Origin of the sequence: Bradyrhizobium sp. BRP22 (assembly GCF_020194175.1) — a bacterium.
Classification (GTDB): domain Bacteria; phylum Pseudomonadota; class Alphaproteobacteria; order Rhizobiales; family Xanthobacteraceae; genus Bradyrhizobium.
The window spans coordinates 1-12,069 of record NZ_JADYVX010000015.1 but is presented as its reverse complement, the minus strand read 5'-3'; the positions used below and the strand labels follow the sequence as shown (position 1 = coordinate 12,069).

The 12,069-nt window shown below is 63.0% G+C and carries 12 protein-coding genes; 4 read left to right on the top strand and 8 right to left on the bottom strand.

The window, feature by feature from the left end; translation table 11 throughout:
• Positions 1-29 precede the first annotated feature (29 nt).
• Both I6F35_RS19535 and I6F35_RS19530 read left to right on the top strand, forming a co-directional pair.
• Complete coding sequence (locus I6F35_RS19535) at positions 30-377, top strand: cytochrome c (RefSeq protein ID WP_225119303.1); 348 nt, start codon at positions 30-32, stop codon at positions 375-377.
• Complete coding sequence (locus I6F35_RS19530) at positions 374-1,150, top strand: transporter substrate-binding domain-containing protein (protein WP_225119302.1); 777 nt, start codon at positions 374-376, stop codon at positions 1,148-1,150. The genes I6F35_RS19535 and I6F35_RS19530 overlap by 4 nt, the downstream gene beginning before the upstream one ends.
• Before the next feature lie 190 nt (positions 1,151-1,340).
• Here I6F35_RS19530 and I6F35_RS19525 read toward each other — a convergent pair whose 3' ends face one another.
• From I6F35_RS19525 to groES, 5 genes are all read right to left on the bottom strand, one after another.
• The gene (locus I6F35_RS19525) at positions 1,341-2,519 is read right to left on the bottom strand and encodes a beta-propeller fold lactonase family protein (protein ID WP_225119301.1); all 1,179 of its coding nucleotides are present in this window, start codon (positions 2,517-2,519) and stop codon (positions 1,341-1,343) included.
• 138 nt (positions 2,520-2,657) lie between these two features.
• Positions 2,658-3,803: a fructose 1,6-bisphosphatase gene (locus tag I6F35_RS19520; protein ID WP_225119300.1), complete on the bottom strand. Its 1,146-nt coding sequence runs from the start codon at positions 3,801-3,803 to the stop codon at positions 2,658-2,660.
• 180 nt (positions 3,804-3,983) lie between these two features.
• Positions 3,984-5,171, bottom strand: coding sequence for a 6-phosphofructokinase (locus tag I6F35_RS19515; RefSeq protein ID WP_225119299.1), 1,188 nt, complete (start codon positions 5,169-5,171; stop codon positions 3,984-3,986).
• A 148-nt stretch (positions 5,172-5,319) separates the two neighbouring features.
• Positions 5,320-6,960, bottom strand: coding sequence for a chaperonin GroEL (groL, locus tag I6F35_RS19510; RefSeq protein WP_225119298.1), 1,641 nt, complete (start codon positions 6,958-6,960; stop codon positions 5,320-5,322).
• A 40-nt stretch (positions 6,961-7,000) separates the two neighbouring features.
• Complete coding sequence (groES, locus tag I6F35_RS19505) at positions 7,001-7,315, bottom strand: co-chaperone GroES (RefSeq protein WP_225119297.1); 315 nt, start codon at positions 7,313-7,315, stop codon at positions 7,001-7,003.
• A gap of 387 nt (positions 7,316-7,702) precedes the next feature.
• On the opposite strand from groES, the gene I6F35_RS19500 reads away from it, so the two are divergent.
• Complete coding sequence (locus I6F35_RS19500; RefSeq protein WP_225119296.1) at positions 7,703-7,993, top strand: usg protein; 291 nt, start codon at positions 7,703-7,705, stop codon at positions 7,991-7,993.
• A 90-nt stretch (positions 7,994-8,083) separates the two neighbouring features.
• Positions 8,084-8,617: a cupin domain-containing protein gene (locus I6F35_RS19495; RefSeq protein ID WP_225119295.1), complete on the top strand. Its 534-nt coding sequence runs from the start codon at positions 8,084-8,086 to the stop codon at positions 8,615-8,617.
• Positions 8,618-8,754: 137 nt separating this feature from the next.
• Here I6F35_RS19495 and I6F35_RS19490 read toward each other — a convergent pair whose 3' ends face one another.
• The 3 genes from I6F35_RS19490 to I6F35_RS19480 all read right to left on the bottom strand — a co-directional run bounded on the left by I6F35_RS19490 (position 8,755) and on the right by I6F35_RS19480 (position 11,912).
• Positions 8,755-10,005, bottom strand: coding sequence for a nucleoside transporter C-terminal domain-containing protein (locus I6F35_RS19490; protein WP_225119294.1), 1,251 nt, complete (start codon positions 10,003-10,005; stop codon positions 8,755-8,757).
• 373 nt (positions 10,006-10,378) lie between these two features.
• Positions 10,379-11,137: an SDR family oxidoreductase gene (locus I6F35_RS19485; protein WP_225119293.1), complete on the bottom strand. Its 759-nt coding sequence runs from the start codon at positions 11,135-11,137 to the stop codon at positions 10,379-10,381.
• Positions 11,138-11,150: 13 nt separating this feature from the next.
• A complete protein-coding gene (locus I6F35_RS19480) occupies positions 11,151-11,912 on the bottom strand; it encodes a proteasome-type protease (RefSeq protein WP_225119292.1) in 762 nt (253 codons plus the stop codon).
• Positions 11,913-12,069 lie beyond the last annotated feature (157 nt).

Here is a 12,069-nt window from a genome sequence, read left to right as displayed (position 1 = left end):
CGCGTCCCGCCGCTGCAATCCTGATGCGAATGTCGAAAGCAATCATTCTCGCCACCGGCATGGCGCTGTTGTTGCCGTCCCTGTGGCCCTTGGGCGTCTGCGCGCAGCAGAGCCAGGCTCAGAGTCAAGACCAGTCGGCCAAAGAGAGCGACATCGAGGGCGGCACCATGTTCGCGACCTCATGCGGCTTCTGCCATCAGAACGGCGGTCGCACCGCCGGCAAGGGACCGAAGCTCGCCGGCACGACCCGCGACGACAATTTTCTCGCGGAGCGGATCAGGAAGGGCAAGCCCGGCGTCATGCCCGCCTTCGGTGGCGCCTTTTCGGAGAGCCAGATCATGGCGATCGTGGCCTACATCCGGGCGCTCGAAGAATGACGCCGGCGATGCGCGGTGTCGTTATCACCGGTTTGCTGGCCTTGTGCGGCGCCGCCGATGCGACGGCGCGTTCGCTTGAAGCGGTCCGCCAGCGCGGTGCGCTCACGTTGTGCGCCCACCCCAACGCGCTGCCGTTTGCCAGCAGGCGTGGGGACGTGCCGGGGTTCCAGGTCGAGATCGCCAGGGAGCTGGCAAAACGGCTCGAGGTTACGCTGGAGCAGCACTGGGTGATCAACAGCTTTCAGTACCGTCGCGCCGACTGCGACGTCATCCTCGATGCGATCGCGGACCGCGCGGTGCTGGCAGAGGTGGGCCTGCGCATGTCGCGGCCCTATCACCGCAGCGGAGTTGCGCTGGCGGTGAGGCCCGCCTCCAACGTAGCGTCGCTCGCTGAGTTGGGATCTGGGCAGCGGGTCGGCGTGCAGGTCGGCTCGGTCGTGTCCATGATGCTCGGCAAGCGCGGCGTCAAGACGTCGCCATTCGCGTTCGAGGACGACATCATGGAGGCGCTCGCCAGGGGTGAGATCGATGCGGCGGCAGTCACGCCTGCCGCCATCGGCTGGTTCAATCAAACGCATCCCAACGCACGCGTCCGCCGCATCCCGGCCTTCGAAGATGAGCCGGACCTGAACTGGAATGTCGCTGTCGGGATGGTCAGTCCGGACGGCAAGCTGCGAGAAGGGATCGACGCGGCGCTGGAGGCATTGCTGGCCGACGGCACGCTCAAGCGGATCTACGCGCGCTACGAGATCGAACTGCAGCCGCCGAAATAAGGTCACGGGTGGCATCCTCAAAAAACAAAAACCCCGACATTGCTGCCGAGGTTTTGCATCTTGTGGATCGCTTAGGGTAAGCGCCCCCTAGAGCGTTTTCGAGCGAAGTGGAGACCGGTTCGCGTGAAGAAAACGCGTCAAAACAAGAATCTAGAGCTTCGGTTCTGATTCAATCAAAACCGAAAATGCTCTAGTTGGGTCCAATTCTCGCCGATGCCGGATGCCCCGGCACCTGGAAGCGCTTGCCGATGTCGGTGACGTTGGTCCCATCGACCTTCAGGATAGAGAAGTCCTGAGTGATGTAGTTGCCGACCAGGAGATATTTTCCGTCAGGCGTGAAGATGGCTGCCTCCGGCAGCCCGCCGACCTCGATATCGCCGATCCTGGTCACCTTCTTACCGTCGATCTTCAGGACCGAAATGCTGCCGTTCCTCTCATGGAAGAATGCATTCTTCATGTTCGAGCCGCGCAGGATCACCGACACAGCGAGATCCCCCTTTGGATTGATGGCAAGCCCCTCGGGTCCATCGCCGACAATGACGCGATCGATGATGCGCGGCGGGTTGGCTTCGAGATCGATGACGCTGGCCGTGTCGACGCTGCCGTCCGAGGCGCCCGCGGCGCCATTGTCCGACGTCAACGCGATCTTGCTGTTCGGCGTCACCGCGACGTTGTAAGGCCATTGGCCGGTCGGCAGATCCACCTTGTTGTAACTGACCTTTTCGCCGGCGATGTCGAGCACCGATACCTTATGGCCGGGAAAACGCACGGCCAGCGCGCGTTTGCCGTCGGGCGTGAACGTGACATGCGCGACGCTGTCCGGCAGCGATACCGTGTCAGTGATCTTGACGTCGGTGCCGTTGACCGAAAGGACGCTGACCGAATTGTCCCCGCGGTTGGCAACCAGTGCCATCTTGCCGTCGGGGCTGAAGCTGAGCCCTGATGGCTGCTTTCCGCCGGTGATGGTTGCCGCCAGCTTGGGCGGGGTCGACTTGAGATCGATCACATGGATCTTGTTGTCCGGCACCTGCTTCAGCGTATCGCCTTCCTTCACAACATCGACCGAATCCGCGACCAGCGCCACTGTGCCGGTCGGATCGATATCAAGATTGACCGGCGGGCCGACCACCGAGTTCTTCAATGGCAGGGAAGCCACGGTCTTTGGATTCTCGGGATCGCCGAGATCGACGATCAGCACTTGATCCTTGCCGGGCGCCGCCAGCACTGGCTTGCCGTCGGCGTCCCATAGGAGCTTCTCATCGAGGCCGACAATCATGAACGGCTTGGCGCGAGCGGAGTTGAATGTGGCAGCACCCAGAAGGATTACGGCTGCCAGAGCTGATGCGGTGGCGCGTGAGGCAAGGATCATGGCGTTCTCCCAAAAGCACGCGGCCTCTCACGGACCGCTGCCCGCCACAATACTCGATTTTCGATCGATGCGCACTTTGAGCATGGCTTGCCGTGCGACGCTTGCCATCGCAGCACGACCTTTATAGTCCAGCACTCTCTATTCGGCCGCCTCCGGCTTGCGCTCCTTGCGTAGGCGGAAACGCTCCAACAGCGCGGACACGGTGTCGCGGAAGCCGCCATACTCCAGCTCGGAGTAGGGCAGCATCGCGGCGCCCGACCAGCCTTGGCTGCGCATCTCGATAGCCTTGCGCTGGGCTTGCCGGCGGACCTCGTCCCACGCCGGATTATCGAAGAAATCGGTATAAGATTCGGAAAATCGACCTGCCTTGTCGATCGAGAAGCCGACGCAAGAAACAATCGGCAGGCAGTACATACCCGTCACCGCTGTGTTAAGCGGCACGGGCATCAACGGCATCACGTGCGAGCCGCGTGCATCGCCGCCTACGAAGTGCGCCTTGGCGAAAGGCGAGACGATTTCTTCCGGGGCCGGGAAAATCCCTTGATTCCTGATGATCGCAACCGGGTCGTCCTTGCCGGTGTACTTGCCTGCGATCGAGTGAAGACGCTGCGCCGAGACGGCCGCAGCGACCTCGCCATGCGTTCGAGAAACGATGCGATCAATGCCAAAGCGCTCGTTGTCGCGGAGCAGCGCGGCGATATGATAGCCGTCCGCGGGCGCGTCGAGTTCAATGATGCTGTCGCCAGCCGTGTGGTCCATGTCGATCACATGGAAACGGAATCCCTTGATCATCGGGGGCAGCATCAGCCCGGCGCAATACATGGGATCGGCAAAGGCGAGGTAAAGCGGCAGGTTGTAAGCACCGGGGCCGCATTTATCGGCGGCGAACACCATGAAGGACTCCGCGGGTCTTACGCCCGAGAGGCTGTGGTCGAAACTGAGCTCCGCGACGGCCGGGCCGGCGCCGCGAACGTTTCCGGAAGGTGCGTCGACGAGAAGATCCTGGCCGGCGCCGTAAAGCCCGGAGGTCTTCGCGACCGCGGTGGCGGCGAGAAAGGTCTTCCAGGCGAATTGATGGACCTCGGGGCTTCCTTCACCCCGCACATGCGACATGATGATCGCAATGTCGTCGCCGGTGTGGCGGACGAAACCGTCGATCAAGAGATCTTTGTCGATCGCCTTTGCGACCTCGTCCTCGACTTTCGCCATCATGCGTGCAGACGGTTTGGTATGCCCGCCGACGGAGCCTATGTCAGCCTTGATGACCGAAAGGGTGAGTCTCATGAGCATTTCTCCCCGCGCAACGCAGCGCCTCCGCCTCGGCGCTTGCTGCGCCGGGGCGACGGCGCTGCTCATTGGGCGGAAAGAACGTCCGATGTTGCGTTAGGTTCCAAGGAAAGCCCGTGCCGCTTGCGACGCACCGCAGCAGACGGCTATGCCGGCGATGGGGCCACCACTTGCCAGCTATGACGCGCGGTTGAGAAAGATCGGCAGCCCGCGCTTGTTTGCGTAGATGGGACGATAACGCTCGGTGTTGTATGTGCTGGCGACGTCCAGCTTGCGTGGCCCGAGCTTGGCATCGGGTATCGGTACGAGGTCGTAGCGGCCCTCCACCAGCGCGGACATGAGGCCGGTCTTATTTTCCAGGATGGCATCGTAAGCCATGTTGCCGAACGTCAGGGCTACGAGCTTGTCCATGAAGTCCGGATCGCCCGAACGCAGATCGTAAGTGAGGTCGGAGGTGATGGTTTCCTCGCCGACGCGCCGCTTGATCTCGTCAGCGAGCGATTCCGCCACGCTGGCTTTCTTGCGGTGACCGTAGGCGTCAGGCTCGCCGTATTCCTGCACCTTGTAGCCCTCCCACGCGGCGCCCTCGCTGAGCACGACCAGTGCGTAATTGCTTGGGTTGGTGCGCTTCTCCTCGACCAGCAACCGGATCAGCTTGTCGAGATCGACCTTGTACTCCGGGATGACGCACCGTATCGAGGTGGCGTATGCGGTGAAGAGCGCCGTGAATCCGGCATCGCGGCCAAAGACGCGGAAAATGCCGATGCGCTCGTGCGAGCCGACCGTTGTGCGCTGCCGCTGGATGGCGTCGCTGGCGCGGGTGATGGCGGTCGAGAAGCCGATACAATACTCGGTGTTGCGAACATCATTGTCCATCGTCTTCGGAATGGCGATGATCTTGACGCCGAGGTCGTTGAGCATGCCCGCGTAACTGAGCGTGTCGTCGCCGCCGATCGCGATCAGGTGTTCGATGCCGAGCCCCGAGAGGTTCGCCAGCACCTGGCCGGTGAGGTCCCACGTCTTGGTTGCGATGCCTCCCTTGGTACTCTGGGAGACCGGAAAGTCGCCGCCGACCAGATGGTCGGGCAGCTTTTTCATTTTGGACGGATTGGTACGGCTCGAATGCAGCACGGTGCCGCCGCGTCGGTCGATAATGCGGGTGTTTTCACGGTTCAGCGGGATGATGTAGTGCGACCTGCTGGCCGGGTCGTCGAGGTTCAGGTGCGTGAGGGCCTCCCAACCACGGCGGAGACCGGCGACCTCGATGTCGTCCTCACTGCCGCGATAAGTCACACTCTTGATCACCGCGTTGAGGCCGGGGACGTCGCCGCCGCCGGTGAGAATGCCGATGCGTTTTTTGACCATGCCCATCTCCAGCATTGGCGTGTCGTAACAACGCCTGCGCCACGCCGTAAGTTTCCACAAGAGTGTCCATGACTATATGCCAAAACAAAAACCCCGGCATTGCTGCCGGGGTTTTGCATCTCGTAGATCGCTTGAAGCGACGCGGACCTTAGAAGTCCATGCCGCCCATGCCGCCGCCAGGGGGCATTGCGGGGCCGGCTGCGTTCTTCTTCGGCAGCTCGGCGACCATCGCTTCGGTGGTGATCAGGAGCGCCGCCACCGACGCCGCATTCTGGATCGCGGTGCGCACGACCTTGGTCGGGTCGATGATGCCCTTCTTGACCAGGTCGGTGTATTCGCCGGTCTGCGAGTCGAAGCCGTAAGCGTAGGCCTTGTTCTCGAGGATCTTGCCGACGATCACCGAACCGTCTTCACCGGCGTTGATCGCGATCTGGCGGGCGGGAGCCGACAGCGCCTTGCGCACGATCTCGACGCCGGTCTTCTGGTCGTCGTTCTTGGTGCGCAGGCCCTTGAGCTGCTCGGAAGCACGGAGCAGGGCGACGCCGCCGCCCGGAACGATGCCTTCCTCGACCGCCGCGCGGGTCGCGTGCATCGCGTCATCAACGCGATCCTTGCGCTCCTTCACCTCGATCTCGGTCGCGCCGCCGACGCGGATCACCGCGACGCCGCCGGCGAGCTTGGCCAGACGCTCCTGCAGCTTCTCACGGTCGTAGTCCGAGGTGGTCTCCTCGATCTGCGCCTTGATCTGCGCCACGCGCGCCTCGATGTCGGCCTTCTTGCCGGCGCCGTTGACGATCGTGGTGTTCTCCTTGTCGATCATCACCTTCTTGGCGCGACCGAGCATCTGCAGCGTGACGTTCTCGAGCTTGATGCCGAGGTCTTCCGAGATCGCCTGGCCGCCGGTCAGGATCGCGATGTCCTGCAGCATGGCCTTGCGGCGATCGCCGAAGCCGGGCGCCTTGACGGCCGCGACCTTCAGGCCGCCACGCAGGCGGTTGACGACCAGGGTGGCGAGGGCTTCGCCTTCGACATCTTCAGCGACGATGACGAGCGGCTTGCCGGTCTGCACCACGGCCTCGAGCAGCGGCAGCAGCTCGTTCAGCGAGGAGAGCTTCTTCTCGTTGATCAGGATGTAGGCGTCGTCCATCTCAACGCGCATCTTGTCGGCGTTGGTGACGAAGTAGGGCGAGATGTAGCCGCGGTCGAACTGCATGCCCTCGACGACATCGAGCTCGGTCTCCAGCGACTTGGCTTCCTCGACCGTGATCACGCCCTCGTTGCCGACCTTCTTCATGGCGTCGGAGAGGAACTTGCCGATCTCGGCGTCGCCGTTGGCGGAGATGGTGCCAACCTGGGCGATCTCGTCGTTGGAGGTGACCTTCTTGGAGTTCTTCTGCAGGTCCGCAACCACAGCCTCGACCGCGAGGTCGATGCCGCGCTTCAGGTCCATCGGGTTCATGCCGGCGGCGACCGACTTGGCGCCTTCCTTCACGATCGCCTGGGCGAGCACGGTCGCGGTGGTGGTACCGTCGCCGGCCGCGTCAGCGGACTTGGAGGCGACTTCGCGCACCATCTGCGCGCCCATGTTCTCGAACTTGTCGTCGAGCTCGATCTCCTTGGCGACGGTGACGCCGTCCTTGGTGATGCGGGGAGCGCCGAACGACTTGTCGAGCACGACATTGCGCCCCTTCGGGCCGAGGGTGACCTTCACCGCATTGGCGAGGATGTCGACGCCGCGCAGCATCTTGTCGCGCGCCTCGACGGAGAATTTGACTTCTTTAGCTGCCATGTGAGTTTTTCCTTGAGGGATTTATCCGGGAGGGAGAGCCTTAGGCGGCCTTCTTCTTGGAAGCGGTGACGTCGAGGACGCCCATGATGTCGCTTTCCTTCATGATCAGGAGCTCCTGGCCGTCGATCTTGACCTCGGTGCCCGACCACTTGCCGAACAGCACGCGATCGCCAACCTTGAGGTCGATCGGGACCAGCTTGCCGGCCTCGTCGCGGCCACCGGGGCCGACGGCGACGACTTCGCCCTGGGAGGGCTTTTCCTTGGCAGTGTCTGGGATGATGATGCCGCCTGCAGTCTTCTCTTCGGCGTCGATGCGCTTGACCACGACGCGGTCGTGAAGCGGACGGAAACTCATGCAGTCCTCCTAAGCTATTCTGGATGCTGTAGAATTCTGGAGTGTTAGCAGTCTGATCCAGCGAGTGCCAGACCAGCCGCGATGGAAATAGGCCAGACTTTGCTTGGGGGCAAGGGCTTGTAGCAGAAAAATTGGCAGTCGAAATCGCCGCCTGCCGGTATCGATTATCATCATTAATCTGGCTCGGGGCGGCCGGCGAGGTCCGTATTAGCAGGTGCGCTAAGTTGCTGCTAGCGCACGATTTTTCAACAGCCCACTAAACATTTAGGCTTGTGATACGTTGATCGCATGCGTCACATTTCTCTCATGTGAGCGCATCTCCGCCGGGGTGGCTCCGGCAGGAAAGCCATCCCGTGAATGCGCTCCTTCGCAAAAGGAGGTTGGCATATGGTCTCGCGGGTTGGTGGGGTTGCTTCCGACGATTTCCGGAAGCAGATGCTGGGTTACGGGCTGACGACGGCACAGATCCTCTACCGAATGCCGGACCACCCTTCGCTGCTGCAGACCTATGTCTGGCAGAACTATGATCTCTTCCCGAAATTCCCGGCGCTGCAGGATTTCCTCGCGTTCTGGCAGGAGAAGCTCGAGGGGCCGCTGCATTCGGTGACCGTCGCGCATTCCAAGCTGATCAAGCCGGCGGAGCTGCGCGCCGTCGACGGCGTCTTCCGGTTGCACTGAGACGCCAAGACCGATTGCCGGCGGGTGGAACAGTGGTAACGTTTCCCGGACGCGTCCGCGTCGCGGGCGTCTGCAACAGGGAGGCAGGCCATGGCCAAGCAGAAGGCGGCATCAAGACCGGCAGCCAAGTTGGCAGTCCGGAAGAAGTGGACGGGCCACAAGACCGCCGCCAAATCCACTGCCCGCAAGGCGATCAAGTCGAAGGGCCGCGTGTCCAAGGCGGCGCACAAGGCGCGGCCGAAGCAGCGCATCGCTGTCAGCCATCATCGCGAAGAAGATTTCAAGGCCGACGGCTTGCGCGCCTACGCCAAGTATCGCGATCTCGGCATTGCCGACGCCACGCATGGCCTCGCGCAGGCGCATGTGATCCGGCTGGTCGGACCGTGCAATCCGGAGGACGTCTCGAAGCTGCATTACCATGACATTGAGTTCCAGATGGTCTATGTGCTCAAGGGCTGGGTGAAGACCTACATGGAAGGGCAGGGCGAGACGCTGATGCAGCAGGGCAGCGCCTGGACGCAGCCACCGAAGATCAAGCACATGATCCTCGACTATTCCGACGACGTCGAGCTGCTCGAGATCATCCTGCCGGCCGAGTTCAAGACGGTGGAGTTGACGACGTAATCCTCGCTGTCATTCCGGGGCGCGCGTAGCGCGTGGTTCGCCGTCATTGCGAGGAGCGAAAGCGACGAAGCAATCCATGTCTCCGCAAGCCGCGAAATGGATTGCTTCGCTACGCTCGCAATGACGGGTGGGGTGATCTACGTCAACACCCCCACGATCGCGCCCATCAGGCAGGTCGTCAGCGTGCCCGATACGATCGACTTCAGCCCGAGTGCATTGATCTCCTCGCGCCGCGTCGGCGCCATCGTGTTGAGGCCGCCGATCATGATGCCGAGGCTGGCGAAATTGGCGAAGCCGCACATCGCGTAGAGCATGATCAGGCGCGAACGCGGATCGAGCGCGTCGGCCGGAAGTTTCGACAGATCGACATAGGCGATCAATTCGTTCAGCACGGTCTTGGTGCCCATCAGGCTGCCGGCAGTGAGGGCCTGCGACCACGGCAGGCCCATCAGCCAGCACACCGGCGCCATGACGTAGCCAAGCAGCCGCTGCAAGGAGATCCTGGCGCCGCCGATCTCCGGCAGGATCCCCAGGATCGCATTGACGAGATAGACCAGGGCCACCAGCACGAGCAGCATCGCGACGATGTTGAGCAGCAGTTCGAGCCCGGCCGCGGTACCCTTGACGATGGCATCCATCGTCGAGGACGCGTGCATCTCGGGATCGGCCAGCAGGCCGCCGGTGCGCTGCTCTGATGTCTCCGGCACCATGATCAGGCTGACCAGAATCGCCGCCGGCGCCCCGAGGACGGAGGCGATGACAAAATGCGCCGCTGCATCCGGGATCAGCGGCGCCAGCAGCGTGGCGTAGAGCACCAGCACGGTGCCGGCGATTCCGGCCATGCCGCCCGTCATCACCAGGAACAGTTCGGCGCGGGTGAGCTTGGCAAGATAGGGCCGGATGAACAGCGGCGCTTCCACCATGCCGAGGAAGATGTTGGCGGCGGTGGAGAGCCCGACTGCGCCGCCGACGCCGAGCGTCCGCTCCAGCAGCCAGGCCATGCCGCGCACGATCGGCGGCAGCACGCGCCAATGGAACAGCAGCGTGGTCAGCACGCTCATGACCAGCACGATCGGCAGCGCCTGGAAGGCGAGGATGAAGTCCGCGCCCGGTGCCTTGAGATCGAACGGCAGCGGCGCGCCGCCGAGATAGCCGAACACGAAGGAAGTGCCGGCGCGCGAGGCGGCGGCGATGACGCCGACGGCCTCGTTGATCGCGCCGAACGCGCTGGCGACCAGCGGCACCTTGATCAGCACCAGCGCCGTGACGACGGTAACCGCAAGTCCGACGATCGCCTGCCGGATCGATACGGCGCCGTGTTTCTCGCTGAACGCCCAGGCGATCGCCAGTAGCGCCACCACGCCGAACGCCGATTGCAGTTGTAACATTCCACAAAACTCCCGAACGATTATGGCAGCACGATCTGCAAGTGCAATGCCGGTTCGTTCGGGGCGGTGAACTTCTTCTGTTGTGGATCTGTCGATCTCCGCGCACTCAACCTCATCCTGAGGAGCCGCACTTGCGCGGCGTCTCGAAGGATGGGCTGCGGGCGAGATCGGGGCCTCATGGTTCGAGACGCCGCTGCGCGGCTCCTCACCATGAGGGTTTGGCAAAGCCAGCCCGTTCACCGCCCCATCCTGAGGAGCTTGGGCAGCAAGCGTCTCGAAGGATGGGCCGCGGGCGAGATTAGGGCCTCATGGTTCGAGACGGCGCTGCGCGCCTCCTCACCATGAGGGTCTGGGAGCGGTGCGCGGGGAAGAATTAGCCCCGTCCCACGAACGGCATCTTGCTGGCCATGACAGTCATGAACAGCACGTTGGCATCGAGCGGCAGGCCAGCCATGTAGGCCACAGCGTCGCCGACCGCCTTCGCATCCATCCGCGGCTCCGGCATCTTGCGGCCGTCGGGCTGCAGCACGCCGTCGACCATGCGATCAGTCATCGGGGTTGCGGCATTGCCGATGTCGATCTGGCCGACCGCGATGTCGTACATGCGGCCGTCGAGATTGGACGCCTTGGTGAGGCCGGTGATCGCGTGCTTGGTCGCGGTGTAGGCGGCGGAGAACGGCCGCGGCGCGTGCGCCGAGATCGAGCCGTTGTTGATGATGCGCCCGCCGCGCGGGGTCTGGTCCTTCATGATGCGGAACGCGTGCTGGGTGCACAGGAAGGGGCCGGTGAGGTTGGTGTTCACCACCGCCTGCCATTGCGCCAGCGGCAAATCCTCGAAATTCACCGGCGGCGCGCCCATGCCGGCATTGTTGAAGAGCAGGTCGAGCCGGCCATAGGTGTCCGTCACCTTGGCGAACAGGGCCGCGATCGAGCCGGGATCGGTCATGTCGGCCTGGACGCAAAGGCTCTTGCTGGCGTCGCCGCCGAGCTTCTGCGTCTCCTGCAGCAGTTCCAGCCGGCGGCCGACAAGCACCACGGTGAAGCCGGCATTGATCAGCGCCAGCGATGCGGCGCGCCCGACGCCGGTGCCGGCGCCGGTGACCACAGCTATTCTCTTTCCTGCCTCGGCCATTGTTTCCTTGTCCTTATTGCTTCTTGGTTTCGGTTTCGGTCTTGTAGGGCGGTCTCGGGATGTTCTGATGCGCCGCGCGGAGCGCCGCCGACCAGCGCGAGCGAAGATCGTGGAAATACGGTTCGCCCGCCTCGATCCGGTGATTGAGATCGGCCTCGCAGGCATCGTTGCGCACCACCAGCACATCGATCGGCAGGCCGACGCCGAGATTGGAGCGCATCGTCGAATCCATCGAGATCAGCCCGGTCTTCAGCGCCTCGTAGAGCTCGACGTCGTAATGCATGGCGCGGTCGAGCACCGGCTTGCCGTATTTGTGCTCGCCGATCTGCAGGTAGGGCGTGTCGGTGGTGCATTCGATGAAGTTGCCGGCGGTGTAGATCATGAACAACCGCATCCGGGAGCCCTTGATCTGGCCGCCGAACAGGAATGAAACGTCGAAAGAGACATCTTCCGACTTCAATGCCTCGCCTTCGGTCGCGTGCACCGCGCGAATGGCGCGGCCGATGCGTTGCGCGGCCTGGAACATGGTCGGCGCGTTCAGGAGCGTCTCGACGTCCCCGGTTTCAGGGTCTTCCATGCCCTCCGTCAGCGTCGACAGCACCGACTGGCTGATCGCGAGATTGCCGGCACTGGCGACCGCCATGATCCGCTCGCCCGGCTGGGAGAAGATGTGCAATTTGCGGAAGGTCGAGACATTGTCGAGACCGGCATTGGTGCGGGTGTCGGCGATCATGACGAGCCCGTCGCGCACCAGGATTCCGCAGCAATAAGTCATTTCCGTCCCCGAAAGTCCGAACGTCTCGGCGCCAAACTAGTAGCCAATTTCGAGGTGTCATCCAACCCCAATTCCCGGGGGGGGGCATGGCATCCGCAATGGACGCTGCGCTCCCTCTCCCGCTTGCTTGCGGGGGAGGGTGCGCAGCGTCCATTGC